General features: G+C 56.6%; 22 protein-coding genes and 1 pseudogene. 10 read left to right on the top strand and 13 right to left on the bottom strand.

What is annotated here, in order from left to right; genetic code table 11:
- Window positions 1–276 precede the first annotated feature (276 nt).
- The 3 genes from B0G80_RS48200 (at window position 277) to B0G80_RS25835 (ending at window position 2,825) form a co-directional block, all read left to right on the top strand.
- Window positions 277–822, top strand: a complete 546-nt coding sequence (locus tag B0G80_RS48200; RefSeq protein WP_116120705.1) for a DUF6471 domain-containing protein — start codon at window positions 277–279, stop codon at window positions 820–822.
- A 69-nt stretch (window positions 823–891) separates the two neighbouring features.
- Window positions 892–1,581, top strand: a complete 690-nt coding sequence (locus tag B0G80_RS25825) for a hypothetical protein (protein ID WP_116120707.1) — start codon at window positions 892–894, stop codon at window positions 1,579–1,581.
- Between the two features lie 662 nt (window positions 1,582–2,243).
- The gene (locus B0G80_RS25835; RefSeq protein ID WP_116120710.1) at window positions 2,244–2,825 is read left to right on the top strand and encodes a hypothetical protein; all 582 of its coding nucleotides are present in this window, start codon (window positions 2,244–2,246) and stop codon (window positions 2,823–2,825) included.
- Between the two features lie 66 nt (window positions 2,826–2,891).
- Here the strand turns inward: B0G80_RS25835 and B0G80_RS47860 are convergent, their stop codons facing one another.
- From B0G80_RS47860 to B0G80_RS25870, 6 genes are all read right to left on the bottom strand, one after another.
- Window positions 2,892–3,212, bottom strand: coding sequence for a cyclic-phosphate processing receiver domain-containing protein (locus tag B0G80_RS47860; protein WP_116120713.1), 321 nt, complete (start codon window positions 3,210–3,212; stop codon window positions 2,892–2,894).
- Window positions 3,213–3,333: 121 nt separating this feature from the next.
- Window positions 3,334–5,583 carry a DUF262 domain-containing protein gene (locus B0G80_RS25845; protein ID WP_116120715.1) on the bottom strand — a complete coding sequence of 750 codons (2,250 nt, stop codon included), beginning with the start codon at window positions 5,581–5,583 and terminating at the stop codon, window positions 3,334–3,336.
- A gap of 422 nt (window positions 5,584–6,005) precedes the next feature.
- Window positions 6,006–7,141 (bottom strand): IS3 family transposase gene (locus tag B0G80_RS25855; protein ID WP_408967691.1). Its coding sequence is split into 2 segments (ribosomal slippage): window positions 6,006–6,877 and window positions 6,877–7,141, totalling 1,137 coding nucleotides; the frame shifts between segments, so codons are not numbered across the junction.
- Window positions 7,142–7,165: 24 nt separating this feature from the next.
- Entirely contained in the window at window positions 7,166–8,596 is a 1,431-nt protein-coding gene (locus B0G80_RS25860; RefSeq protein ID WP_258879032.1) for a DUF262 domain-containing protein, read from the bottom strand.
- Between the two features lie 97 nt (window positions 8,597–8,693).
- A complete protein-coding gene (locus tag B0G80_RS25865; RefSeq protein WP_116120717.1) occupies window positions 8,694–9,965 on the bottom strand; it encodes a three-Cys-motif partner protein TcmP in 1,272 nt (423 codons plus the stop codon).
- 29 nt (window positions 9,966–9,994) lie between these two features.
- Complete coding sequence (locus B0G80_RS25870; protein WP_116120719.1) at window positions 9,995–10,852, bottom strand: DUF5131 family protein; 858 nt, start codon at window positions 10,850–10,852, stop codon at window positions 9,995–9,997.
- A gap of 271 nt (window positions 10,853–11,123) precedes the next feature.
- On the opposite strand from B0G80_RS25870, the pseudogene tcmP (B0G80_RS47200) reads away from it, so the two are divergent.
- Window positions 11,124–11,477 (top strand): annotated as a pseudogene (tcmP, locus tag B0G80_RS47200) (three-Cys-motif partner protein TcmP); the annotation flags it as partial.
- A 94-nt stretch (window positions 11,478–11,571) separates the two neighbouring features.
- Window positions 11,572–11,901, top strand: coding sequence for a three-Cys-motif partner protein TcmP (gene tcmP, locus B0G80_RS47205; RefSeq protein WP_258879033.1), 330 nt, complete (start codon window positions 11,572–11,574; stop codon window positions 11,899–11,901).
- Between the two features lie 281 nt (window positions 11,902–12,182).
- Here the strand turns inward: tcmP (B0G80_RS47205) and B0G80_RS25880 are convergent, their stop codons facing one another.
- On the bottom strand, window positions 12,183–12,836 hold the full coding sequence (locus tag B0G80_RS25880) for a DsbA family protein (protein WP_116120720.1): 654 nt from the start codon (window positions 12,834–12,836) through the stop codon (window positions 12,183–12,185).
- Window positions 12,837–13,052: 216 nt separating this feature from the next.
- Between B0G80_RS25880 and B0G80_RS25885 the strand changes: the two genes are divergently transcribed.
- The 3 genes from B0G80_RS25885 to B0G80_RS25895 all read left to right on the top strand — a co-directional run bounded on the left by B0G80_RS25885 (window position 13,053) and on the right by B0G80_RS25895 (window position 17,289).
- Entirely contained in the window at window positions 13,053–13,724 is a 672-nt protein-coding gene (locus B0G80_RS25885) for a DsbA family oxidoreductase (protein ID WP_116120722.1), read from the top strand.
- A gap of 620 nt (window positions 13,725–14,344) precedes the next feature.
- Entirely contained in the window at window positions 14,345–15,913 is a 1,569-nt protein-coding gene (locus tag B0G80_RS47865) for a methyl-accepting chemotaxis protein (RefSeq protein ID WP_309568786.1), read from the top strand.
- Between the two features lie 149 nt (window positions 15,914–16,062).
- Window positions 16,063–17,289, top strand: coding sequence for a porin (locus tag B0G80_RS25895; RefSeq protein ID WP_116120725.1), 1,227 nt, complete (start codon window positions 16,063–16,065; stop codon window positions 17,287–17,289).
- Between the two features lie 193 nt (window positions 17,290–17,482).
- Here the strand turns inward: B0G80_RS25895 and B0G80_RS48205 are convergent, their stop codons facing one another.
- The 6 genes from B0G80_RS48205 to B0G80_RS25925 form a co-directional block, all read right to left on the bottom strand.
- Window positions 17,483–18,022, bottom strand: coding sequence for an SDR family oxidoreductase (locus B0G80_RS48205; RefSeq protein ID WP_408968277.1), 540 nt, complete (start codon window positions 18,020–18,022; stop codon window positions 17,483–17,485).
- Complete coding sequence (locus B0G80_RS25905) at window positions 17,989–18,945, bottom strand: toll/interleukin-1 receptor domain-containing protein (protein WP_116120729.1); 957 nt, start codon at window positions 18,943–18,945, stop codon at window positions 17,989–17,991. Before B0G80_RS25905 ends, B0G80_RS48205 begins: the two co-directional genes overlap by 34 nt.
- Window positions 18,946–19,208: 263 nt before the next feature.
- Window positions 19,209–19,484 carry a hypothetical protein gene (locus tag B0G80_RS25910; RefSeq protein WP_116120731.1) on the bottom strand — a complete coding sequence of 92 codons (276 nt, stop codon included), beginning with the start codon at window positions 19,482–19,484 and terminating at the stop codon, window positions 19,209–19,211.
- A gap of 433 nt (window positions 19,485–19,917) precedes the next feature.
- The gene (locus B0G80_RS25915; RefSeq protein WP_116120733.1) at window positions 19,918–20,655 is read right to left on the bottom strand and encodes a hypothetical protein; all 738 of its coding nucleotides are present in this window, start codon (window positions 20,653–20,655) and stop codon (window positions 19,918–19,920) included.
- Window positions 20,652–21,365 carry a hypothetical protein gene (locus B0G80_RS25920; protein ID WP_116120734.1) on the bottom strand — a complete coding sequence of 238 codons (714 nt, stop codon included), beginning with the start codon at window positions 21,363–21,365 and terminating at the stop codon, window positions 20,652–20,654. Before B0G80_RS25920 ends, B0G80_RS25915 begins: the two co-directional genes overlap by 4 nt.
- On the bottom strand, window positions 21,362–22,195 hold the full coding sequence (locus B0G80_RS25925; protein ID WP_116123713.1) for an endonuclease NucS domain-containing protein: 834 nt from the start codon (window positions 22,193–22,195) through the stop codon (window positions 21,362–21,364). Before B0G80_RS25925 ends, B0G80_RS25920 begins: the two co-directional genes overlap by 4 nt.
- 309 nt (window positions 22,196–22,504) lie before the next feature.
- On the opposite strand from B0G80_RS25925, the gene B0G80_RS25930 reads away from it, so the two are divergent.
- A complete protein-coding gene (locus tag B0G80_RS25930; RefSeq protein WP_116120736.1) occupies window positions 22,505–23,080 on the top strand; it encodes a hypothetical protein in 576 nt (191 codons plus the stop codon).
- 927 nt (window positions 23,081–24,007) lie between these two features.
- The gene (locus tag B0G80_RS25935) at window positions 24,008–25,342 is read left to right on the top strand and encodes a hypothetical protein (protein WP_220377491.1); all 1,335 of its coding nucleotides are present in this window, start codon (window positions 24,008–24,010) and stop codon (window positions 25,340–25,342) included.
- Window positions 25,343–25,360: the final 18 nt, after the last annotated feature.

Genomic DNA, 25,360 nt, shown 5'->3' on the forward strand with positions numbered 1-25,360 from the left:
GGCGAAATTCGTATCTGTCCGTTGCCGGTGCACGTGTCCGCTGCATAGGCAGATCGATCAATAGGGGCGAAGCCAACATTCAGCTCACTCCGTTACATGAAGCATTCGCCGTCGCGTTAGTACCCAAAAGGACAGAAAGACGACAACAGGCCAATCGGAGTCGGTTCGCCTTCACCACTTAGACAGGCAGGCGACAACTCAGCAGTGCCATTACGGAGCGTGAAGATATTCACGTCAATCATAGGTTGTTCCAATCATTAGAGCAAGGAATGCGAAGTGGAGGGCAACGATAAGGAATGGGCGGCGTTGGCCTCGCGAGCAATTCGGGGCCTACTGGTCCGTAAGGGGGTGAGCGTGCCACGCTTGGCGTCGGAATTTGCCCGGCACGGCGCGTCCGAATCCGCTCGTGCGCTGGAAGGCAGAATGCACCGAGGAACGTTCCGTTTCGGGTTTTTCCTTCAGGTCGTGGCGACTATACACGCGGATTATCCTCCGCACTGGCGTCAGGCTATGACATCCGCAGGGAATTGGGATGCACGCGCATCGCATCTGTTTCAGGCCGAACTCGCGGCGCGCCCTTGGTTGAACTGGGTAGAAATCGGGCGACGCCTAGCTTCGATCAGCGAGAACTGGGATCCCGACGCGCTTTCCGCGGCCGTTTCCGCCGGTGATTTCGCTGCCACCCTTTTTCTGCAGTGCTCCGTTGTCTGCTCGTTTCAAGGAATCGAGTTGTTCGTGGACCAATCCGATCTCTGTGAGGCCGCCCGTAAAGGTGCCGCTAGCTTGGTAGAAATCCCTCGCCCGAAGTCAGATCGAGCTTGATCTACACAAAGGATGTCCTATAGTTGTATCAATTCGTGAAAATTTTCACGCAGAAAGTGTGCATGAAGAATGAAGAAAATGAATGTGTCACGCTCTGTACCCGGGTCAGATGACGACCCCCCGTTCGACGACACCCCGGTGTCGCGCTTACTCCGTACCGCCGCTGTGGCGGCAATCCTGTTCGATTTGTCATCGGCACAGGCGGTTCTCGAGCTCCCCGATGAAGAGTTAGGACGGTTGTTCAAACGGAAGCTCGCACAAGTCATCGGTTTATCGACCGCGCTGAACTTGGACACAAATTCGAACCACGAGCACAACGAACGTCCACGCGAGGATCTCCACCGGGTCCCGCATCGCCGGGTGTCACCGCGTAAGTCGCTCGTCTCCGCAGGCAGGTTGCTCCCATCAGCAATCGTCTGTGAAGCCTTCGGTATCTCGGAGCAAAGGCTCGCCAAAAACGTGACCGGGGGTCAAATTTTCAGCGTCGACGTTGGAGGTAATCAATTCTATCCGGCGTTCTTCCTTGCAAAAGAGCTTGATCGCAGGCAATTAGCGAAGGTCACGCGACGGCTGGACGGTCTGACTGGCTGGGCCAAGTGGAAATTTTTCACGAAGCCGAAGGCGTCGCTTGCCAAGCTAACGCCGCTTCAAGCACTTTTGCATGGCGAAGCGAAGGAGGTTTTGCAGGCAGCCGATGCTTTTGTGGAGCGCGCGAGGGGGCTTGCGAAGGGCAAGATAATAGATACACGAAATTCGTGAGACATGAGAGGGATTTGGACCTTCGCTCTGAATAATCCGCATCTGCTGTGTGCCAGCGGTTGGCGTCATACTCAGCTTGATCGTGATACGCATTAAGAGGCGATACGTTGAGGAAGGGGTTTTCTTCGGATGCTCCGCCGCTCGGTCGAGCGACAGCCGTGTCACAAAGTCGATAGGAGAAGAGGCAATGCCTTCGGAAAACGAAATCGATCTCTCTATTGCTCTCAGAAAAATTTCACGAACTCGGCATGGAAAACGGCACCAGGTCGGTCAGCTTCTTAAGCGCACAGACGGAATGCAAGCGCAGATAGATTTGCTGAGCAAGGAACTGGAGCTCTGTCGTGCGAGACTTCGCAAGGACCATTGAATCGATGTAGTGCTTACTGCACGACCTAGGCACTGGTCGGCATCCTATCCGGCTTCCGGGCAAATGACGCTTGAGGCGCGGCCATTCCTCATTCGGCCGCGCGATTGCATTCGGGTAGAGGTTCGTCCGCTAAGCTAAGGTGGAATCGGTGTGGATGACGCAACTGCGTCTCCTACTTTGATACCAGATGACCAAGCAATGGTTCGCGGGCTGATTGCTTCTCGACATGCGTTTCCTTGTACGCAACTGCTTCAGCTACACTCCGCCGTGGACCAACTCGATGGAGAGGACACCTATGGCAGACGTTAGCGCGGCGGTCATCGGATTTGCCGGTGTGCTTGCCGGCGGATACTTCAATAATTTCTTTGCTGAAGACTACAAACGCTTTCGGGATAGCCAAGCGCTCGCGGGCGCCCTTGCCGGGGAACTGAAATCGCACGGCGAGGCGATTCCGCTTTTAAAGAACATGCTCAGCGCTCTTCATGGACGGGCAAAAACGGGCGCCGAACTGTCGTTACGTGAAATGCCCGAGCCGGGAAGTCCAATTTTCGAAGCGAATGCAGAAAGCATCGGAAAGCTCGGTCCTGAACTGGCAAACAGTGTCGCCTACGTCTATGAGCAAATCCGGGCATTTCGAGTTGTAATGTCCATGCTAGCCAGGCACCACAAGGAAGAGACTCCCGAATGGCGAACTGCGCTTATCGAGAGCGGGTACGACCGGATTAGAAGCGCAGAGGAGAAGGGTGCTCCACTCATCGAAATGCTAACGACCCACGCGGCCCAGTCGTACTGGCAGCGTCCGGTTACGCGGAAGCAAGTCGGATATGGAACTATTGGCTTACTCGCGTTTCTCGTTATTTTGAAGATACTTTTTTGACGGCGGTCTCGGGGGGGGCGGGTAATTTGTGTCGTCTTATCTTGTCCGAAGTCTGCGCCGATTGTCCTAATCGCTAGCGTCAAGTCGGACAACAAGATATTGCGTGAGCAGGGCGCGAATATTCTCTCTACCTACCGGGTCCGCGCTGTGAACGTTGAAATGAAAGTGTTGAGGAATGTACGCACCTGCCGCATCCAGATCCAGTTCGATGAGTCGTTTGACGACGGGCATAGCCGTATCATCACCTCCCAAATCATGATCGAACGAAATCTCGGCCGGGCAACCGTTCGCCTCGATAAGCGCGATCGCCGTGGCTGAATCCCGAGCGACAACCCAGTCGGGTGACGCTGGGTCTCTTATGTCGTCAATGAAGAGCCGATATGTCATCGAGTACGGCAACCAGGTCGTCAGTCAATGACATAGAGCATATCGCACATTGGCAGATCGACCTGCCTTTCGCGAAGCGCGTCGTCCGAAGTGGTGACCAACAATCGCAAACGACCGCACCTTAGAGCCCAGCATCGATCAGCGCTCGCATCAGATCCGCGCCAAGTCCGATTCGATCCTGCGTATCGAGTTGGTCGCCGCCTACGTTGACGACCTTGGGGACTCTCAACAGGAGGTCCGAGCCAATCGCAAGGTCGGTGCACACGCGGGCGAACGCCTCTGCCTTTACCGGATCAGCTGGAGCTCGAAGCTGCAGCCCGTCCGGAACGCACTGAATTTCTGTTCCGCTCGCCTTCAGACGCATCCGTCGAGGCTCCGTTTCGTACCCCGTGAACCACGGTTCTTCGACTGCCCTTGGGGTGCCGCTCGCGTGCTGGATCGCCGAGAGGTAGGGGTCCCGGTACCAGCTATTCATCTGATTCTTGTCCAGCATGCAGACGCTGTATCCAAGAGCGCCATTAAGGCCGACGTAGATCCCAGAGTTCCCCATCCGCATCACCTGGTACTTTACAAAGTACCAGCGCCAATCAAGCCCTTTGGCGTCGTCCGTCTTGGTAAGCCACGCCAACGTATGGGACTCGAGCGCAGATCGGCCATCACCCTCGTATTCGGCAACGGCGTCCAGAAGGCGACCTAGGACCTTGCGCGTCTCGGACAGATGTGCGCGAGTCGCGCCGGTGAGCAGCTCCCTCCATTGGGAAGAATTGGTGCTCGAGCCGAACTGGAAGAACCGTTTGCTGCGCGACCGCGAGTAGTCACCTGCGGCCAGCAACGCGGCAGTGAGAAGGGGGAAATTCTCGGTGGCGAAAATCTTGTGAAACGCCTTGGCCCGTCGTTCGAAGACGGCTTCGTCCAGCTCGAAAGCGGCCAGACACCCTCGCAAGAGCGGGTGGTCCTCAAGGTGAAAGAGGTGTTGTGTGAGCGAGGGAGCGCTCTCGAGCAGCGCCGCTTTAATTCGCTCATCACCCACCTGTGCCTGGTTGAAGGCCGAGACGTCGTCGAGCTTGCCATCGACGATAAGGGTCCGAACGTCGGCAAGAAGGATCGGCATGTTGTCAGCTCGAAGCTCGTTGCTCGATGCTTCGATGAGATTGCGCAGCACACGTAGCCGTCGCGCGAAATCGGTCGTGCCTTCCAGGCGATGGAGCACTACTGCGTAGAGAAATAGTATACGCGGCCAGCTAAACCGCATCTGCCCGAGGCAGCAAGCTGAGAAGAGGTTCGACGTCGCAGAGCTCGGCAAGCCGAAAAGAACGACCTTTCGGGTATCGTCGAAATCGACGGTCGATGGGGTTGTCGAAAACGCCTCAGAGAACACTTTGTTGATGTCCGCATCGACCCAAGTGTCAAAGCATCGGATCAGGAAGTCCGCATGTATCTTGGCTTTTGCGTTACCTATGCCGTAGATGCTCTCCGCGAGTGTTATGAGGTTGCCGGATGCAAGTCGTCCGTCATGCCATGCACATACGTCGGTGACAAACTGGAAGTAGCGCATGAACAGGTCATCGACAATGTCACCGCTTTCGTCGCGGTATGGCCATAGCAAATCTGCCCATGAGCCATCGACCTTTCGTGCAAATTCATCGACGCGATCCGGGCATGAACCCTCAAGAATCTGCTCGAACGTCGCCTTGAAATTCTCAAACGTCGTCAGCGGCTTCCCGCGCGAGTTCATTTTGATGTAAAGGTCTTCACTCAAACCCATTTGCTCGATCGGCAGCAGATGAAACGATATCGCTGGCGTGTCCACATTCACGAGCCGGTTCCACGCGCTGACGCAGTCGACAGAGACGAAGCGCTGGTGGATCGCTTCGAGCATCACCAACATTGACTGAATCGTCGGATCGTACTGCCACGTGTGCAGGAACCAGCACTGGTCCTCGAGCCATGTACGCACCTTCACATCGGTGGGTGGTTTCGACTTAACCAGACATTCGCAGAAGCGCCGGGCGCTTGGACGCGTGGCATACGCGAACTGCTTCCAACCTTGCTCCTGCTCAAGCCGATCCGCGCGCCATGCGAGGTACCAGTGCAGCAAGAAAAGTGTCGTCAGGCGTTGTTGACCGTCGAGAGGACGGAGCGTTCCGTCTACTACGTCGCCGTACACGAAATCGAGATTGACGGCGTTCCCGGTCTTCAAGGCATCCTGCAAGACATCCAGAAAATTCGCACAGATCCGCGCAACTCCGTCGCCGTCCCGCCCCTGCGCGTAGTCGCGCTGGATGATGGGGATTTCAATGCGTTGCACTACCGGTGTGTCTACCGCTCGTCGTGCGAAAAGACCGTTGTAGGACGTAATATAGCTTTTCATGACAGAGGGATTTCGGGCTTCAGGTAAGCGCCGACGCCGCCGGCGGAAGAAAGAAGGGCGCTCAGGTAGGCTTCTCGGTCCCGCGTACCCCAGAAGTGGACCTGCTGAGCATCAGCGTCTGTGTAGTATTTGAGGAACACCTGGCGTGTACAGATAGGGATATATGCCCCTTTCCGGTCTAGCTCCAGGATGCGCCTACGCTTGACCTCAAACACCGCGTTGTTAAGTGCGCTGTTGTGTCCGCTCGCGAGGAGCGCAAGGTTCGATAGCGAATGTACAGAATGAGAGGACGGTGCGGCTGAGCCGTTCGCTAGTGTGAAGGCTGCTGTCACGTCTCTTGCGAGGTCTTGAAACACTTGCCAGAGGTGGCGCCGCTTGTTCGGACAGGGTCCCGAGATTTTTAAGTGGAATTGTTGGGGCAATCAAGCTGCCGATTTTATCGCTGGCAGCGTGGCGAAGTATGCTTCATCCGGCGTCTGATCGGCCAGCCTCGAATGAGGCCGATTCTGGTTATACCAGTTCAGGTAATTGCCGATTGAGCGACGCGCGTGGCCTACCGAGTCGTACGCTTTCAAATAAACCTCTTCATATTTGACGCTGCGCCACACCCGTTCGACGAACACGTTGTCACGCCAGGCGCCTTTTCCGTCCATCGACAGGAGAACCTTCCGGCCGAGAACCGCGTCGGTGAATTCGGTTGCGGTGAACTGGCTTCCTTGATCCGTGTTGACGATCTCAGGCGGCCCGTATTTCGCAAACGCTTCCTCCAGCGCCTCGACAGCATGGCAGCTCTCTAGTGTGATCGCCACCCGGTGCGCCAACACCCGGCGGCTCGCCCAGTCCACGACGGCCGTCAGATAGACGAAGCCCCGCGCCATCGGGATATAGCTCGTATCGAGCGCCCAGACCTGATTGGCCCGATCGATTTTCCGGTTGCGCAGCAGGTACGGCCAGATCCTGTGGGCTGCATGCTTGCGGCTCGTGTTTGGCTTGCGATACAACGCCTCGACGCCCATGCGCTTCATCAAGGTGCCAACGTGCCTGCGTCCGACTGTGATACTTTCGCGACGCAGTAGACGTGCCAACATTCGCGCCCCGGCAAATGGATGGTCGAGGTGAAGCTCGTCAATCCGGCGCATCAATTTCAGATCCGCTTCGCTGACCTCACGCGGCTGATAATAGGCACTCGAGCGGCTTATGCCTAACAGCCGGGCCTGCTGCGTCACCGGCAGGGCGTGATCACGATCGATCATCGCTTTACGCCCAGCAGTCCCGCCTTGCTGAGCGCGCTTTCTAAAAAATCATTCTCCAACGTCAACTGTCCGATCTTCGCGTGCAACACCCTCACGTCGATTGGCGGTGCAGCTGGGGGCGCGTTGCCCGCGTCGAACACATCGGCAACCCGCTCCTGCAACTGCTTCTTCCAGTCCGTGATCTGGTTCGGATGGACATCAAATTGCTGGGCCAACTCTGCCAGCGTCTTGTCGCCCTTGAGCGCCGCTAGTGCCACCTTTGCCTTGAATGCCGGTGAGTGTGTCCGTCGGTTTCGTTTCGTCATCTTCTGGTTCCTTGTCGCCGGCCATTATGACCGACTCACGCCCCAGCTTTTCCACTCAATGAACTGTCCGAATTTCCGGAGCCACCTCTGCCTGTCGATCTGGTCACCGGCATCTTCGATTCTACGAAGGAGGTTGTCGCGGCTGTCCTTTTCGATTGACGGAAGATCCAGAAGTGCTTCGCGATGTAGTCGCAACCACTCCTTCCACTGTTCAGCCTTGGTAAGTAATTCGGCGTTCTGGGCGTGAATGTGCTCAAGTGACCACGCGCCGCTGCGATGAATACGGAATGGATACCGCTCGGATGAGTCAATTTGACGGCGGACCGTCTCGACGTTCATCAATAGTAGGACGCGCGCGCACTTGTCCTTGTGAATGTCGCTTTCATAGCCAAGGGAGGCCACTTCCGACGGTGTAAGGTCTAGGGTGTTGGAAATTCGGCTGTCGAGGATGGCTCCGAAGTCGCTCTTCGTCTTACTGTCGGCAAGCGCGACGATATCGCTAAAACGTTCTCCAACGGCCACGAGGTAGCCGATCTTATGATAGTTGTCACGGTTTTCGTACCAGCCGACCACTGTTGCATGTAACTCGACGACCCGGTTCCAGACGTCACCCGGTCCGCCGTGCTCCATCACTTGTCGCAATACGTCAAAGGTGTGAAAGCGGGGCCGTGCCCGACCACTCGGTCCTCCAGCGATCGTATCTAGTAATAGATTAATCCTCGTGGGGTTCTCCGCAGAAGCTTCGTCCGCGACAAACGCCCAGATGTCGGGGTGCTGGAGATCGCGCTCGATACTGTCCCACTGCGCGGCGATTTCGTGGCTTCTGTCGGTCCTGCCGACTTCGCTCCGACTGCTGGAAAGCAGAAGCGCTTTGAGCAGCTCCGCGTCCGTAAGCGGAATCTTCCCGACGTTCAGACGTGTGAACAGCGTGGTTGAGTCCTGGTCCTTCGGAGCCTCATACCAGATTACGCGAACACTCTCGAACAAGTAGCCGTAGAACTTGTTGGCGACATACTGTCGACGTGGGCCTTGAGCGTCGAACCAGGCGCGGATGCACCCGTAGGCGCGATGAAGATGGAAGTAATCGATGTTGCTATTAGCGCGATCAGCGTCCAGTTTTTGAAGGTAATCCTCGCTTCCTGACCTTGTATCGTATTTGATGGAGTAGGGCGTGCCCGCGTTCTGCAGCCCTTCGCGCTGCATGAACGCGAAGATGAGAAATAGGGTAGTAAGTCGCTGCTGGCCGTCAATCAGTTCCCATGTGGACTCGCTATCACGCTTGACGACCACCGGCTGTAGGCTATAAGGCTCGCCCTTGCTTTCCCATATGTCGTTGAGAAGACGCTCGACCTCAAGGGTGCCCCAACGATACCCACGCTGATACCTTGCGACGCGGAATGATCCCGCAATGTCGCCTACTAGGCGGAGTTCCAAGAGTGCGCTGTCTGCCGACATGTTTTTAGACCTTGAGGATGCGAAAGTCGAAATGAAATAACAAAACTCGGCGTCGCCGACCCGATTGGAGGCGACGAGGAACCGAAAAACGGAACTCTTAGCGGCTGGTCGAGAGGAAGAGCTTGATCTGCTTTGGGCCGTCCACGATGTCGGTGTCAGCCATATATCGCGCCCGGTATCTTGGTTTCCCATCTACCGAGTGCATCGTTGCTTCGCCTTCCGCAACGAGAGTAGCAAGAGCGGTCTTATACATCGCGGCGGTCGCTGGAGAACCGTTGCAGGTTTCGGCGAAAACCTGTGAGAACGGCTTGGGCGAGGCCTGTGTAAAGATGCGCTTTGCAAGTTGAACGACCAGTTCCTTATCGGACTTGTCACGTGCCACGTCGTCAAACCGAAACCCTCCGTCGAAGTCCTGGAGGAAACCCATGGTTTGCGGAGCGAGCATATCGAGGCCGGCACCGCCGTAGTGCACGAAGTGGTTGCTGTGTTCCCAGTGAACCTGCTTCATGACGTCCTGCGCACGGTGATGCGGCGAAAGATGTACGAGCCAGTATTCGCCATGACCAGCTCCTGTACCGCGAATGAAGAAGGGGGTGAAGAAGCCAGCTCCGCAGCCGACGACCAGCGCTTCGTAAAGCGCAGCCTGGATGAACCTTCGCCAGTCCGCCTCGTTGTTTTTTATTTCCTCGATCGACCGGCCCCCTAGGCGCTTGAGGATGTCGATCTGCAGAGTAGCCGAGATTTTCTGGGCAAGCTCGTCGTTTGTGTAGGTTGCGAACGATGACACATGAAAGGTCAGGACGACCTCTGCATCGCGTGCGTGGGCGAAAATCTTCCGGATGAGCGAGGCAGGGACTTCCGCATACCCGTATTGGTCGAGAAAGAAGAGCGCAGTCCCGGAGCGAGGGGTGTGCTTGGCAATGCGAGCGAGAACCTCTTCGGTCGCAGCACCAAACTCGGCATTTACGATGTGGATAGTGCTACCGACGGCATCGTCGTAGCCCTCTTGACGCAGAACGTCGCGCAGATGCTTGAGCGCTTTCTTGTCTTTGTCGACGAACACGAATTGGACATCGAAGAAAACGGGTTTCGGCCGCTCCTGATTAATCTTGAACGATGCTTCCTCGACTGCCTTCAGCATACGTAACGGCGAACCCAAGACGAGCTCGCCCGTTTCTTTGAGCTGATATTGTCCGCCGCCGCAAAAACCGTCAACCAACGTGATGCGGATGCCCTCGCGTCCGCGTGCATTGAGCAGGCGTTGCTGAAAATAGCGGATCAGGTAGTCAACCAGTACCTGGTGCTTCGTCAGGCTGTGCGGCTCGAGCTCGGCGGGGCCGTTGCTCCAATCGTAGTGACGTTTCGCCAAGGTGAGCTTTTTCGGGAAGGGTTGACGAGTTAAACGGCAGTGCGAGGAAATTGATCCCAGTGCTTGCCGGCCAAAACTCTTCCGGCCTTGCTTTTTCCGATCGCTGCGACGGAGACTTCGGTGCCGTCCTGCCGAAACACTTGAATCGGCGTGTTTTTCTTAAGCGAGTCGCCCACTTGATCAACGGGAGCCCAGTGTCCCCATTGCTTAAAGTGGAAAGGTACTCTGGCGCGGACGCACTGCCGCTGCAGCGAAGCCGGCCACGCTGGGTCCATCGGTCTCGAATGTGGCCCTGACTCGCCGCCGGCGATTACCCAGTCCACGCGATTACCTTTCTCGTTTCGGGCAAGATATGGTAAGAGGTCCACGGCCGACAGGAGAGGCTCGCACGAAAGGAACCGCACCGAGGGCGAGGAGAATTCAAGCAAATGCTTGATCCTCTTGTTTGCCGTCGCTTGGTCCTCGACCGTTGTACCAAGCCAGACATTCTTCGGGAAGTCGTAACCTTTGGGCAACTGTTTGCGGACGAGGTGGATTCGCTTCGTGAGAAGTAGCCAGTCAAGGTTAGGCGTCTCGGCAATCAGGTCGAGCAACCGTCGCCGCGCCTCGATGACATCAGGCCGGTTTTCGAAGACGTCAGCCATCGAAGCACAAAATACGCGCCTACGAACCTTGTCTTTGGCCGCGGCTTTATCCCATTTGAGGGGCTCTTTCCAATGGGTGTCACTGAAAAAACGCCTAGGGGTGTGGGGACCCCACAATCCCTCGCCGAGGCGTTTGGCCCAAGTCTCGGCGTAGCAATGGTCGCAGGCCGCCGAAACCTTGACGCAACCCCACCAAGGGTTGAAGGTGTGATGCGTCCATTCGATGCGCGAGTCTTTTCCCATTGCCTGCGGGTCAGTGAACTGATGCCGTATTGTACTCCGGCGGACTCGATACGCGAGAATGGCTGGAGAGGGGAAGACCGACGATCAACTCCCGAAAGCACAAATCGCGCTTACACTGTGCATCAGTCGTCTTGCTCCGCTGAAAGCTCCGTCACCCAGAGCAGCAAAGACGCCGTGGGGTTTCTCGCTGCGCACAATAAACAGATCGTGAGAGGGCACCTTGGAAGCTGAGGAGAAGGTTGTGCCGGACCCAATCGATGGGCTGCCGGCCATGGTCGTGGGACGTTGGGTAACAGGAGAAAAACATCGGATTATCAAGCGATATATTGATGCATCGTGGGCGGCGAGACAGAAGTTCACTAGCCAGCGCACCTACATCGATCTTTTCGCCGGCACCGGCCGGGTCAAGATCAAGCATACGCAAACGTTTCAAGACGGAGGACCGCTCGCCGCCTGGAGCATCGCCCAGCAGAGACGCGGCGTGTTTTCGGATTTCTTCATTGCGGACGCTAACTCCGATTTTTTGATAGCTTGTGACACTCGTCTGCGCGGACGTGGCGCTCCGTTAAAGTCCAAGGTTGGCCGAGGTGACAAGACAGTAGATTGGGTCTTGCCGCAACTGAACAAAAGGGGCTTCCATCTCGCGCTGCTCGATCCGTTCAACGCCGGACATCTTCATTTTTCGATAGATAATCGAGAAGCTTGCTACGATGCCCACGATGGACATTGTGGTTCATCTGAGCACCGGCGACATCCAGCGAAATATCGCCTCGGGTCTCGAAACTGCGCACTCACCGCTCGACAACTTTGCTCCCGGCTGGCGGAATATCGTACAGAGACAGAGTTCAAAGCATGCAATGCGCGATGCCTTCATTGGATATTGGAAGAATCTGGTGAGCCGCACCGGTATGCATGTTTGCGACGTCATGTACCCGGTCCGGAACAGTAAGGAATCGACCATGTATTGGCTATGCCTTATAGCGAGGCATCCGCTTGCGGACAAACTTTGGCGTGAGGCTTGCCAGTTCGAAACGCGAAGTCTGTTCTGAGGTGCGCTATTCATACTCCGTTCCGGGGCTCTGGGGCATCGGGTGTCCGTCTGGCGCGCCTCTGGGGCAGCACCGGCCTGTTCCTTAATGGTCGCAGAAACATTGGCGAACGTTAGCAGCGGCCTTCCTGTGGTGCCGCTTCTCAGCGACAGCAGGCAATAGTCGTTCATCCAGATCAAGTACCCGATGGTAACGGCTTGATATTCCCGATTCTTTGGTGAAGCCGCTAGGTTACGCACAGGCGCCCGGTCATACAATTTTTTGGTCGAACGCTCAGCGAGTCATGCGCGTTGTGAGTCGAGCATTTCCTGAATCTCCTTCTTAAACAACGCCGGCCTTGCGAAGTAGCGGCCGAGAGGCATGTTATGCAGCTCGCCGTTGAGTTCGAGGGCAAACGCCGGAAAGCCACGCATGTTGAGGGCCTTCAGCATGTCGTTGCCGCGCGCAATGTGCTCGGCTACATCGTTGGTGAGGATGGTTTCGAGCCGGCTCAAGAATGCGCCGCGTTCATAGCCAAGTTCCACCGCGATGTCTCCGATAACTGCTCGGTCGGCGATGGCACGACCATCCTGGTAGTAGGCAAACTGCAGTTTCTTTAGCATCGCGATGCCCCGTCCATCAATCTCATCGGCGGCGAGCATGGCCGCGATAGGCGGCGACGAGTCCAGTAGCACGTCCTGATGCTCCTGCACACCATGCACATACGCGTCACCAAATTCTTGCTTGCTCAACGCGCGAATCCGCGACTCATGCGGGCGGACGAATTCGACCCATTCGGGCGACATCATCTGGACCTTGTCGCCCGAAAGCAATCCAACTCCATGTGGCTGGATCTTCAGATCGGGTATTTCCTGGGCAAGGCTGACCATTGGCGCCGCACCGTAACACCAGCCGCAGAACGGATCGTAAATGTAATGAAGAACGGGGGATTCCATTTTGTTTCTCCTGGTTGGCCTTGTGTAGGCCCATGTCCGGAGAATAGGGCGCGGCCTCGCGCTAGATAAGCTGTCCATCACGCAATGTGCCTTTGCGGGAGCCGCAAGGCAGTCGTGACGCTTTGCGCCCGAGGCAACGCAGTATTGCAGCGGGTGGCCGTTCATTCGCTTCGGAATTGGGACTAATCTGATTTCGTCAAAAACGAAGGAGCGGACATGAAATCCCTCGATATCGAAATCACCTACGACTTTATTTGCCCGTGGTGCTGGATCGGACACAGCAACCTGAAGAATGCGCTGAAGGACGCCGCGCCAGGTTTGACCGCGAAGCTGTCATATGCGCCTTACGAGCTCAACCCGAGCATGCCTAGGGCCGGAGCGTCGCGGAAGGAGTACCGAACCGCGAAATTCGGTAGCTGGGCGCGGTCACAAGCGATGGACGCGGACGTGACGTCAGCCGGAAGGAAACTGGGGCTGGATTTTAACTACGACCGAATCGACGTGACTCCAAACACCCGTCTGGCTCACAGACTGCTGGCATACGCTCAACGGGTAGGCGATGAGAAGAAGACTGAGGCGTTGTTTGAGGCCATCTTTTCCGCTTACTTCTCGCGCGGCGAAAACATCGGAACGCTTGAAGTGCTTGTCCAGTTAGCTGTAGCGGCCGGATTTGAGGTCCAGGACGTACGCGACTTCTTGGGCAGCGCTCAAGGCGAAGCAGAAGTCGTTGCCAAGGAGCTTGAGGCCCAGTCACTGGGCGTGAGCGCCGTACCGTCGGTGCGCGTCGGCGACAGTCGGATCGGTGGAGCGCAGCCTTCGGCGATTTTCGCGGCCGCCTTGCGTGCCGCGTTGGACGTAAGCTCAACGAAGGTTGGCCCGACTGCTTAGATCGAAAACAAGTCCCGGACTTGCCAATGCCTTTGCTTTGGATGATACAAAGGGAGCTGGGATGGATTGGTGGCACAGCACGTCGACAAAACGTTGTATCACAAAAGGATTCAGTCAGTGGTGTAGATCAGGCTACGTCCATCAACTGTGGCATAAACGACACGTCGGTCCAAGACCGCTAGTGCAACACTTTTTGCGCTCGGTAGCTGAGGCCTGCCGCTCCCAAAGCGATGCTGCCAATGGCAGGAGGGCTGCTCGGAGCACGGCTACAGGTAGATGTGTTCGTCTCGAAAGCCGTCGCCGGCAATCCGACATCTCGCCGGCGAAATCAAAATTCGTCGGCATGTCATTCACCCATCTTGACAGCAGGTCGTCCCGCATCTAAATTATCGATAGCTAAATAAAGCGTAGAGATAGTAAAGTTTGCACGGATGGCGCCGGTCACAGTTGCCAAGTCAGAATCCGTGTCGCCTGTCGGGGGGCGGCGCAGGTGCAAATCTGATCAGTTACAAAAAATTAGCTAGACGTCGAGCATCTTTGGTCCGCAGATTCGCTCTGCATGTCGCAAGCGAAAAATTCGGCTTTTTTAGCACTTCAATTAAGTATTACTAAAATATAAAGTGTTTTCGAATCTTTCAATAAAGACGCGGACTAGCGTCTCTATGCTCCTGTTGTCGGTCCTTCTTCTCGCGGTCGGTGCCTTGGGAATCCTTGGAATGACGGCGAGTGACGAGGTGGGTCGGGATGACTTTGAAGTCCAGCTGCCTGGGGCAGTTGCAATTGGTTCTACGCAGATATTCATGCTTCGACAGCGAGTGGCACTTGATCGAGCTGCCTTGGCGAAGGACGGGGAGTCCGAGCGGAAGCTACTCGACCTTGCGGGCGATATGAGCAGGCGAGCGGACCAGGCTTGGAATCTTTACTATGCGTTGCCAAAGTCGGGCGACGAAGGGCGTGCTAGTGCAGACGTTGCGCAACGTCTGGCAAGGGTCCAGCAGGTGTATCGAGATCTGGCGGTCGTCCTTCTGACTTCGGATCAAGGGCGGCTCATAGAACTGTCGAATGATGGCTTTTCGGCGTATGTCGCGTTTCAGAAAAGCTGTGATGACCTGAACGAAACTAGGAAGCGAATCGGGCAAGCGAAATTCGCGGACGCTGAGTCGACGTTTGGTCTATTCCGTACGCTCAGTGTAGTGGCGCTTCTCTTCGGTCTTGCTACGGCGGCCATTACCTATCTGAGCATTCGTGCTTCGGTGGGTGCGCCTCTCCAGGCAGCACTTGAGCAATGCAAAGCAATTGCCCATGGAGATCTGCGCCGAGAAAGTATGCCCGGCGCGGGGGACGAAATAGGATCGCTCGTGAACGCCTTGGCTGATATGCGTCGCGGTTTGGTCGAGACCGTAACGCTCGTGAGAAACGGTAGCGGAGCCATTGCCACCGCCGCGCAACAGATCGCGTCAGGAAACGTAAGTCTTTCGGCACGAACGGAGGAGCAGGCGGCATCGCTGGAGGAGACAACCGCTGGCATGGGTGAGCTTACGGGTACCGTTCACTCAAACGCTGAGAATGTTCAAAAGGCCAATCAGCTCGCGACCGAGGCGATGCATTCAGCGGAGCGTGGTCACCTCACTGTGCTGAGGGTCACTGAGACGATGAAAGAAATCAGTGCGCGGTCGGTGCAAATGGCCGACATCATCGCAATGATCGATGGGATTGCCTTTCAGACGAACATCTTGGCCTTAAACGCGGCGGTTGAAGCCGCTCGAGCAGGTGAGCAAGGTCGAGGCTTCGCCGTCGTTGCAGGGGAGGTCCGATCGCTGGCTCAGCGTTCGGCGAGCGCGGCAAAAGATGTAAAGGAGCTCATTCAGGCTTCGGTCGAGCTTGTCGAAACGGGCGCGTCGCTCGTGTCAGAAGCTGGTCGTAACATGACGACGATTTCATCCGACGTTCAGCGTGTCACCAGCATTGTCGCAGAGATTTCCGATGCGACTACGGCGCAATCCGGCGGCATCCAGGAAATAACGGATGCGATGTCTGAAATGGATTCTGTAACGCAGCAGAATGCTGCGCTCGTCGAGCAAGTTGCTGCCGCAGCTCAGTCACTCGAAGACCAGACGCAGAATCTGTTGCTATCCGTCGAATCATTTCAGCTTCCGCTAGTCGGTAACGTTGCGCCTTTCGTTGCCTAACGCGTATTCGACTACCACGGTAATTTCGTTTATGGCACCGCAAGTTATCGAATGATCATTAAATAAAGTTATGCATGGCGCTGTCTTGTGGCAATCAAGGCAGCGGTCACCTGTAGCAATGGCCTGTCAGTCAAAGAGGAGATCTCGTAATGAAGAAGTTTGGAATGTCTGTAGCACTGGCTACGTTGACCATCGGCGCGGCGAACGCGCAAAGCAGCGTAACGCTGTATGGAGTCATCGACCCAGACATCGTGTTTGTAAATAACGCACAGACTGGGCGTTCCGGAGGCCAACTGACTGGCAAGCAGCAATATTCCATGATGGACGCAACGACGTCTGCATACTTCGGCAGTCGCTTTGGGCTGCGCGGCGCGGAAGACTTGGGCGGCGGAATGTCTGCGATATTCGCGTTGGAGAACGGATTTAACGCAGCTAACGGTACATTGGGGCAGGGCGGGTTGCTCTTCGGGCGACAAGCTTTCGTCGGTCTCTCATCGGCCTCGCTTGGCCGCGCCACGTTCGGGCGTCAATATTCCTCGCTGTGGGACTTTGTCTCGCCGCTCGCAATCATCACCCAATGGGCCGGCTACATTGGATCCCACCCTGACGATCTGGACAACATCGGCGGTACGAATCGGCAAAATAGCTCGGTCAAGTATGCGACGCCGGTCTGGAATGGCGTATCTGCCAACGCGATGTACTCGATGGGCGGAGTCTCGGGTAATTTCGCGCAGAACCAAGTCTGGTCTGTCGGCGTAGGCTATACCGGTGGCCCGGTCCGACTTGGTGTCGCTTTTGTGAATGCGTTCGATCCGAACATCTCGATGTTCGGATCGACAGCAACTGCCGGCGGTGTAACGACAAACAACCTCGGCTCGCTAGGGTCGGCCACCACCGCGCAACGAAACCCGATTATCGCTGGCTATGCGTCTGCTCATCGGCAGCAGATTTTTGGTGCGGGTGGATCGTACGCATTTAGCCGCGCAACGCTTGGAGTCGTTTACACGAATACCCGCTTCGTCGGATTGGGAGGCAGTTCAGGACCGAATCCGTTCGGGTACACCGGCAGCTCGACGATTACCAACATAGAAGCGAACGCCAGTTACCAGGTTACGCCGTCTGTGACGTTGGGCGCAGCATACACTTTCACAAAGGACGACGGGCCGAACAACCAGGGAGCTCGCTACCAGCAGGTCACTGCAGGCATTCACTATCTGCTGTCAAAACGAACGGATGTCTACATGGTTGGGGCCTATCAGCATGCGTCGGGCACGAATTCATTGGGACAGGCAGCTGTTGCCTCTGTCGCAGGTTTGACGCCTTCAGCACGCAGTCAGCAGGTGGTCGATACCATTGGCATCGCACACCGTTTTTAGCATGTGAAACAGGCCGGCGGTGTACTTGCGACGAGAAAGCGGTGTACACCGGTTAGCGCGAACGCTCGGGTTTCTGCTTTCACAGGAATATGGCGCATGTTTGCAACCGATTCCGCCGCGCGCGGCTCGAGACTCACAAGTGTTTGGGGCCACCAAAACGGAACACGCTTTGCTTCTTGCGCCACTCAAAGTCTTACGCCGGCGTCTGGGCGATTTCCGAACCTATCAGATAGCTGGCCGAATCGGACGCTACAAAAGCAACGGCCTCCGCGACTTCCTTCGGTTCGGCCATGGGGCCCATTGGCGCCAAGGTCGCGTAGTGCGCGTTTGTCTCGGGTGAGTTGCTCGCCAACATCGGTGTCTGAATCAAGCCTGGATACACGGAGTTCACGCAAATTCCGATTGGCGCGAGTTCCACGGCTGCGCAGCCTGACATGCCGCGCACACCCGATTTCGTCCCGGCGTAGGCGAACTGACCTTGAGAGGACGCGCCTCTGAGATTGACGATATGTTTACGATCGACCCTTGCCTTGCGGTCCTCATTGGCTCGACAACGGCGCGCATTCCGAAAAACACCTAGCCGACGAATCAGCCTACCAGTGTCACGACGAAGGGAGCCGAACAGGCCAGATTCCCGAGCGCGCCTGATCGGGAACCGCCGCGCTCGCGTTCCACAACTGTTTTGTCGAGCTGTGTTGGTCAGGATCCCAGAGGGGACACGAACCTTTGCCACAGATATTCGGCCGCTTGATCTGCAGAAAGCTGCTTCAAGTCGAACTTCCGGTCGGAGTTGAAGCTCGCCACGAGGCTTTGAAAATGAAGACCGCCCGTTGAGGACAAAGAAAGGATTTCATTGCAGCTGTCGCCTGACATGTACCGGCCTTCCGAATAACAGATGTTGTCTGCCGAATGCATGCCGCCCATCCAGATACGGCAGAAACACTTGCTCTTCCCGTCGAGGAACAGCTCGGCTCGAAAATCGAGAGCAGTCGCTGGCTCGAATGTCGCTTCTAAACGTGGTTCCTGCTGCGCGACGGACTGGAGATTCGCTTCAAAAGCCGCTTTGATGGTTTCAAAACCTGCTTTCGCAAAACGGCGTTTATCTGCATCTGTAGGATTCAGCTTCAACGCCGGCATAAGGCTTGTCGGCAATACGGAAGCCGGATTTACATTCTGAATGGCCGTGCCAGAGCCGGGAAAGTCTTTGTGTTCAACGTGAGCCGCCGCGCCAGGAAAGGGCGGCCGCACCGAAGGCTTAGCCCGTTTTTGATCGATTCCCGTAAGCACTGTTTTTCGCGCTGAGTTTTCGTCGAGATCAACAATTCGGATCTGGACGATTGACGCAAGGAGGCCCGTCGGCTTGCAGCTGCGGACCATGACAGGGACGAGCTTCGCGCTTTGTCCTTGAGGGTCCTGCCCAAAGGCGCTGGCCCATTCCGGTGACGCGAATTGCGATTGCAGATAGTCGGGCGACAAGACCATCAAGGTGCGTTCAGCCTTGGTCGCTGCATGCTGCATTTCGAGGACGAAATTTTTCCCGGGCCGAAAATCCCACGCCTGAATGATGACGCTGAATCCTTCCTCTTCCAGCACGTAGCTAATCCATTCAGCCCATGCTGTATCCGCGTGCGTGTAACTGATAAAAAAATCCGTCATGGCCCCTCGAAAATAGTCTCAGTTCGGTCGGTGCTTCGGCGACCCAATCTCGTTCATCGGTTGATGGCAGATCTCGATAATACATATGTCTGCGACTCACCCCGGAACTCTCGCACAAAACCGAGCGGCCGCACACGCTCTATCGATTGTTGAAAAAGGAACTCGCGGCAGAGATCGATTTGGGTCGTACCGTTGTCGGACTGGTATGCGTCGTCCGGAAACCTAGCCTCACGAGTGCGTCAACGCTGTAGGGCAAATTTGGGTTAGGGTGCATCACCGACTTTCAGACGCATCTCCTCATACGCCTTCACGCGAGGTTGCTCGGCCGACACGTTTCTCGGGGGGCGAAAATCGGTTCTGACCGTCGCAGAAAATCCAGTTTCGTTTGGCGTGCTGGCTTGCTTCAGTGCCGCGTCATATTCTCGTCGTAGTGCCAACCGGACAGCCTGAAGGACTCCCGGGTCGCGCTTCGCCAGTAGAGACACGACCGTTTCCAGCACTTCAAGTCGGGCCTTGATCATTTCACCTTCCTCATTCATAAAAACTCCGTAACTATGTGAGATGAATCGGTGGGTGCGACGTTTGTAAGCATCACTTGCGGCTACTGAAGTTTTTGAGTAAGTCTGCGTGCACGTCGCGTAGGGGTCGGGGTCGGAAACTGTTCAAAGGGTTTCTCGACGGGCAACTTTCCAGCGGCCGGCCTATCAAGCCGTCGAGGCGCAGTCGCCAGTTTCGCGACCTTTTTCAATTTCGGCACTAGGCCGAGGGGCGATTCCTTTGTCGTCCATTTTCCTGCGATGTCTCCAAGCACCTCATCGGCTAACCAAGAGAGCACCCGTGCGACCCTGGTAGGCCGTTTCAACAGCAGCGCTTGCTCTTGGCGACTGCGATGATCCACGACGCGATTCGCGCGTGACAGTCGTTGATCACGAACAAGCTGTTCAAGCCAATGTGGGAGCGCTGACAGACATATCAGACTCGTGACTTGCGATTCTGTATCAACCGTTCCATTTCTGCGTGAATCTGCTCGTCTTTCCGTTCGATACTGTTGAGGCGGATGTACTCGACGTCCTCCCAAAACCCGACGATGGCCGTGGCGAACCGTTCCAGCAACTCGCGGGGCAGGACCGCATGTTCGAATGATGGTAGGGGCGGAGGTCTGACCTTCGGATGGTTGTCGAGCCAAGGGAAGAGCGCCGACGACCAGGCAGGCCATAGCTCTGGGTTGGTGCGGTACAGCGCCACGGCGGACCGTCCGTCCCCGTGACGGCAGGCGTTGCCGACGCGTTGCAGTAGATCGAGGTCTGGGTAACAAGGGAACGCGGTCAGGGGAATGCCCCGCAGCTCGTGCAACAGCGCGCTCAGTTCGGGCAGCGTACCTTTGCGCGTAGTCAGGAGCTTAGGTTGATTTTCCGATCCGGGCGGAATGCAGGCGCTCAACCAGTTGCGGAGCTGGCGTTCCCACAGCGACTGGATCGAAAGGCAAAACGCCTGGATCGTCGCCTGCAACAGAGCCTCACCGTCTGCCACGGCGAACATCCAGCCGCCCTCTTGGGTGGTCGCCCATCGTTCGATGTCAGCGTCGATCGCTGCCAAGGCGGGCTTCACAACATCGTTCAGGAAGGCACGGACCCGCGGCCGGTGCAGGACAGCCTGGACGTCCTGATACTGCAGGCGCGAATCCCACCGATGAGTATCGATCGTCGTCATAGGCGTTTGCGCAGGCGGAGTGTTCGAAGGCATCGGCTCCACCAGGTTGCGTCGGGATAGGGCTCGGGCAGATCGCGGAAGCGGGCGGTCCCGCGCGACGCCGGATGGTTCAGGAAATAGCTCAATCCGATGTTGCCGGGGCGAGGATCCGTCTCTTCGAAGATCCGATCAAAGTCCGCGTGCTCCACTGGGTCACGGCGATGTTTGGGCCATTTCGCGAACGCGTGGACGATGACGGCGGAATGCGGCTCGATCCCTCTGCGGCGTTCCGCCCGTGGGGTCTGGACTTCCTGATAGTAGGTCGGCTGGTGGTACGCGCCGCCTTTGAGCGCAAGATAGAACAGGTGGCGCCAATGCTCCTCGTGATCGTCCGCGATTCGACGGTGGACCTTCACGCCGACTTGGCGTTTCAGCGCCTTGTAGGTTTCCAGGTTGCGCGCCGCGGTCAGCCAGTTCAATCGGTCCGCCGGAACAGTTTCCGTCTGGGCGCCGTCAATGGTCAGGGCATTGTACGCGCGCTCAAGCGCCCACACGGCCTGGTCGAGCAGCGCCGCGCTTTTCTGGTAGCGCAAGGGGCGGGTTATCGCAAAGACCGAGATGAGCACGGTCACCACCGACACGGCACCGGTCAGCAGCCGTAGCTCTCCCTCGTTCAGGCAGCCGACGAACGACACTACCGCCGTCCAAGCGTGCGACAACCATGCGATCACGCCGAACCTCCTGGTGCCAGCCCCTTCAACGTGACCGGTACAAGCTCGACGGACAGGCGGTACTCCATAAGCTGGACCCTAGGTGCGACCTTGCCCGCGTATCTGAGCTTGTCGGAGATCGAGTTAGCCACGATCACCCCGGACACGGATTTGCCCATGGCCACGTGATGCTCGAACCATCCCATGTAACGCTGCACCTGGCCGAGTGCGGCATCCGGGCCCCGGCCCAGCTTCAGCTCGAACACTACGAAGTTCTTGGCCATGTCCAGGAAGACGAGGTCTGCGGGGCCGCAATCCGTCTGGTACTCCACGCCGTCCCGTCCGTTGGCGTCGACGAACAGGGTGAGGGGGCCGTGCGTCGTGGTGCTGGGCGGGTTGCGCGCCAGGTAATCGCGCAGGTGGCTTTCGAGCGCGAACGCACCGCCCCCAAAGCCGTCGTCGACCGGCTCGACGGCATCAATGTCCACCTGGGTGCTGATGTCATCGGTGGCGTCTCCGTCGCGTCGCACCGCGAGACCGTCTGAGGTCTCGACGATTGACCATAGGCCGTGCTTCACTGGGTCGTACCATGTGACCTTCCCGCGGCCGGTAGCGAACAAAAAATCGTAACGGCTGTTTGCGAGACGGGGCTTCTTGTTCTCCGGGTAGCCCACCCGGCCCACTCGATTGACAGTACAGATGGCGATTTGGCAGGCGATGGTCGCTTCGTTAAGGTCTGGATACGCGTTCAACAAGAGCTGTTTGATCTCCCCATTGCTGGTCTCACGACCTAGGGGCGCGACAGCATCTCGAATAAGTTGCCAGATTGGCGGTCGGCTAATGGTGCTCATGGCGTGGGTCCCTCGTCTTGGTATCGTGACCGGGTAGGTCGCCCGGGTAGGACGCAATTGAACCATGACGCGACGAGCCCGCACCAGAAGAAAGTAGTTGCTCTCCGCTCGGGCGACGACTGCGATGTTTCGCTCATTCATGAATCGGGCATTATTCGGTCGGTATCTAACCGGTCGGCGAATGCCACTCCGACCATCTCTGCGGAAACCGTTGCGCAGTCTCCTGGTTCTTTCCGTTGTGCTAGTGTGCTTCTGCATCCGTCCAATTGTTCTTAGACGCTCTACAAACATCAACTTTACAAAGAAAACATGCCGGGAAACCCAGAGCGGGCTGCGGTTGCACGAGTAGCTCAGGGGCTTGCTGCAGGCTACTACTCGTTCTTGGTGGCGCATCTGGTCGCCGTCAACCCAACGTCCATCAATTCGCTGCCGCCGGCAACGGCCACCGGCCAGAATCCAATCGGTAAGATTCAACGGAAGGATGGCACCTTTCATACGCTGGACCTTCGGCATTACCTCGATCTTTTCCGCGAAGACCATGACCTACAGCGCTATTTCCTCCGAACGTGGGCCATGGGCGCGTTATTGATGCTAGGCGACGAGCTTGTACAGCACGACTATTTCGATCACGCGCCCGTACTGGAGTTGGTCTATCACCTGCGTAATAGTGTCGCGCATGGCAACAGATTTAATCTCACAGAGAGTGGAAAGAAACGTCTGAGTAAGTATCCGGCACACAATGGGAGCGCAGCAGTGCGGAGCCCAGAAGGGACACTTTTCAAAATTACCGCCGCATTAAATGGGCAGCCTGTTCTCTTTGATTTCATCGGGCCAGCCGACATTATTGACTTGCTGCAATCAGTCGAGAGGCATCTCTTGTTGTAGCTCGAATTCGTTCCGGCCATAGGTGTCAGTCACCGAATGCCGCAGTGTCCGCGAACAATCATCTATGTCCGATGCAAGAGCAGTGTACTTCGCGACAGAGATTATTCTTGATTCCGATGTCGAAGCGAAATCCGCTTCTCATGCCGTACTTTGCCCGGCCACGGCGTCGATGCGGGTCTGACTTATGGTTGATAGACCACATTTTCACTGTACTATATTTCCAAAAATTCTTAAGAAAAAACCCTCTTTGTTTGCCGCCACAGTTTCAAGCGCCGCCGACGGATGTTGTGTTCCTTGCGTCCAAGCACCAGTCCACCATCGAAATCCATGTTATACGTATGTTGTCACCCGTCGCCGAGCACGAGCCGACCGACGGATAAGGCCGCCTCTTCCAACTGAAGAGCTTCGGTGAGTGACCGCTAGCGTGGACGGGAAGACCGGTGGCGCGCTAGGGAAATTGGACTACCACGGGGCAGGGTTGAGACAGTCCAACACGGTGGCGAAGACAGAGCCGTGATCCGCACGTCTATCGGAGCCGATTAGTCTTTAATCGGCGGAAGGGGCCTACGCGATTGCTGTCGTGGGGCCTCCGGCATTTCCTTTCTATGTTTCTGTGAGCATATGCTTCTACCCTCAAAAAATATATCCTCCCTTGAGGATATGCTTAGGTTGGAGAGAAGGCGCTCGTGTGGATTTTTCCGTTGCCCCCGGGTATGCGTATCGCTGCGCGGCCGCTGACCAGGGGCCGAGGTGCAGGCTCGGCGCGGAGTTCTGGAGCGTTTGTTTACAGCAGGGTTATCAAACGCGACTAGCTACCGCCGCGACGTTTCAATAGGTGCAGAGCGCCCGGATTCCGAATCGAACTCTTAAAGCTGAAACGTTCGTCGTCGATCAACAATTTGCGGCTGCCTGCAGCGCAAGTTTCTAATGTACTATCCAAGCCGATCTCTGCTCGGACGAACAGTCGAGGAACGGATGCCAACTGAAATGTCGGTGCTAGATTCGCAGGCCGCGAAGATATGGCTGCGGCAGTTCGCCTTACGTGACCAGAAACTTGCCGCCGATTTGCTCGGAGTCTTTCGCTTCGTGTCCCGTGACGAATTCGCCTCAGGGCTGACTGATCAAGTGATGCATCAGGCGCAATTTATTGACGGTCCGATCGCACTTTATGCAGAGCGTGAGCTAGGTCATCGCCTCGGAGTTCCGCATCGCCTATTTAAGGAATCGACTGGGAAGGTCAAACGCGCGTACGGCGTAGGCCCGCAGCCGGTCAAGTCCACCAAGGCATACCAGCCAGAAGTTGGCAGCGAAGGCATCGTGGCGCAGCTCATAACAGACCTCTCCCGACGATTTCCAAAAAAGTTTCTCAACCACCCCGGGCCCGATTTGATTCGGAAGACTCGCGCGCGTGCATTTTGGGTGCTTACCGACTTCGTGGGGTCGGGAAAGCGTAGCTACGACTATCTTTCCGCAGCCTGGAAGGTTCGCTCGGTTCGAAGCTGGAAGTCTGGCAGGTTCCTCAGCTTCGGAGTGATCGCCTATGCGATGACACAGTCGGGCCAATCGCGTATCGATCGCCATCGATGCAAGCCGTTCACTTCATGCGTGCTGCCTTGCCCTACGATCTTCGACGCCTTTAGCCGCTCCGCTGTCGACGCGTATGTGAGTCTCTGTGACCGGTATGATCCAGTCCGCCCCAAAGCTGGCACTTTCAAAGATGAGGGTTTTCTTGGGTATGGCGGCGTAGGGGCGCTGATTGCCTTTGCGCACGGGGCGCCAAACAACTGCCCTCGTATCTTCCACAAGACGTCGCGGCGGGTCAACGGATGGATTCCTCTGTTCCCCTCGAGAGTGACTGCTGGGTTGCCATCCACCGGATTTGGCCGAAGCCTCCGTTCTGAAACCATCTCGGCTCGCTTGGATGCTTTGGGGAACAACGCTCTCGCAAGGTCTCCAGCGGCACGGAACGCTCCTGTCGAAGTCAAGAAGCGCTACCTTGTACTTGCCGCGCTGTCTCGCGGGCAGAGGGGGAATGCCGTACTTGCCATCAAAACAGGCCTGTCAACGGTTGAAGTTGACCAGGTATGCCAAGAGCTGGAGGCCTTCGGTTGGGTTGGCAGGCGTCGCGTACTCACGGACACAGGTCTGGGTGAGTTGCGACATTTGCGCCGCACAGTTGTGCAAAGGCGACAGCGCGTCGGCGCCAGTGCAGAAGTTGGAAAACGCCCTTATTATCCTACCTCGTTGAGGGCGCCGGTTTAGCTATCTAGTTGACGCCGC

This window comes from Paraburkholderia sp. BL6669N2 (genome assembly GCF_003387275.1).
Classification (GTDB): domain Bacteria; phylum Pseudomonadota; class Gammaproteobacteria; order Burkholderiales; family Burkholderiaceae; genus Paraburkholderia.

What these genes read in the sequence shown, in the direction of transcription:
- tcmP (WP_258879033.1), top strand. Translation starts at nt 11,572, where the DNA reads ATGGACATTGTGGTTCATCTGAGCACCGGCGACATCCAGCGAAATATC.
- B0G80_RS25905 (WP_116120729.1), bottom strand. Translation starts at nt 18,945, where the DNA reads ATGACGGATTTTTTTATCAGTTACACGCACGCGGATACAGCATGGGCT.
- B0G80_RS25895 (WP_116120725.1), top strand. Translation starts at nt 16,063, where the DNA reads ATGAAGAAGTTTGGAATGTCTGTAGCACTGGCTACGTTGACCATCGGC.
- B0G80_RS25910 (WP_116120731.1), bottom strand. Translation starts at nt 19,484, where the DNA reads ATGAATGAGGAAGGTGAAATGATCAAGGCCCGACTTGAAGTGCTGGAA.
- B0G80_RS25870 (WP_116120719.1), bottom strand. Translation starts at nt 10,852, where the DNA reads ATGGGAAAAGACTCGCGCATCGAATGGACGCATCACACCTTCAACCCT.
- B0G80_RS25860 (WP_258879032.1), bottom strand. Translation starts at nt 8,596, where the DNA reads ATGTCGGCAGACAGCGCACTCTTGGAACTCCGCCTAGTAGGCGACATT.
- B0G80_RS25925 (WP_116123713.1), bottom strand. Translation starts at nt 22,195, where the DNA reads ATGAGCACCATTAGCCGACCGCCAATCTGGCAACTTATTCGAGATGCT.
- B0G80_RS25885 (WP_116120722.1), top strand. Translation starts at nt 13,053, where the DNA reads ATGAAATCCCTCGATATCGAAATCACCTACGACTTTATTTGCCCGTGG.
- B0G80_RS25845 (WP_116120715.1), bottom strand. Translation starts at nt 5,583, where the DNA reads ATGAAAAGCTATATTACGTCCTACAACGGTCTTTTCGCACGACGAGCG.
- B0G80_RS47860 (WP_116120713.1), bottom strand. Translation starts at nt 3,212, where the DNA reads ATGACATATCGGCTCTTCATTGACGACATAAGAGACCCAGCGTCACCC.
- B0G80_RS25915 (WP_116120733.1), bottom strand. Translation starts at nt 20,655, where the DNA reads ATGACGACGATCGATACTCATCGGTGGGATTCGCGCCTGCAGTATCAG.
- B0G80_RS25835 (WP_116120710.1), top strand. Translation starts at nt 2,244, where the DNA reads ATGGCAGACGTTAGCGCGGCGGTCATCGGATTTGCCGGTGTGCTTGCC.
- B0G80_RS25825 (WP_116120707.1), top strand. Translation starts at nt 892, where the DNA reads ATGAAGAAAATGAATGTGTCACGCTCTGTACCCGGGTCAGATGACGAC.
- B0G80_RS25935 (WP_220377491.1), top strand. Translation starts at nt 24,008, where the DNA reads ATGTACTATCCAAGCCGATCTCTGCTCGGACGAACAGTCGAGGAACGG.
- B0G80_RS25930 (WP_116120736.1), top strand. Translation starts at nt 22,505, where the DNA reads ATGCCGGGAAACCCAGAGCGGGCTGCGGTTGCACGAGTAGCTCAGGGG.
- B0G80_RS25880 (WP_116120720.1), bottom strand. Translation starts at nt 12,836, where the DNA reads ATGGAATCCCCCGTTCTTCATTACATTTACGATCCGTTCTGCGGCTGG.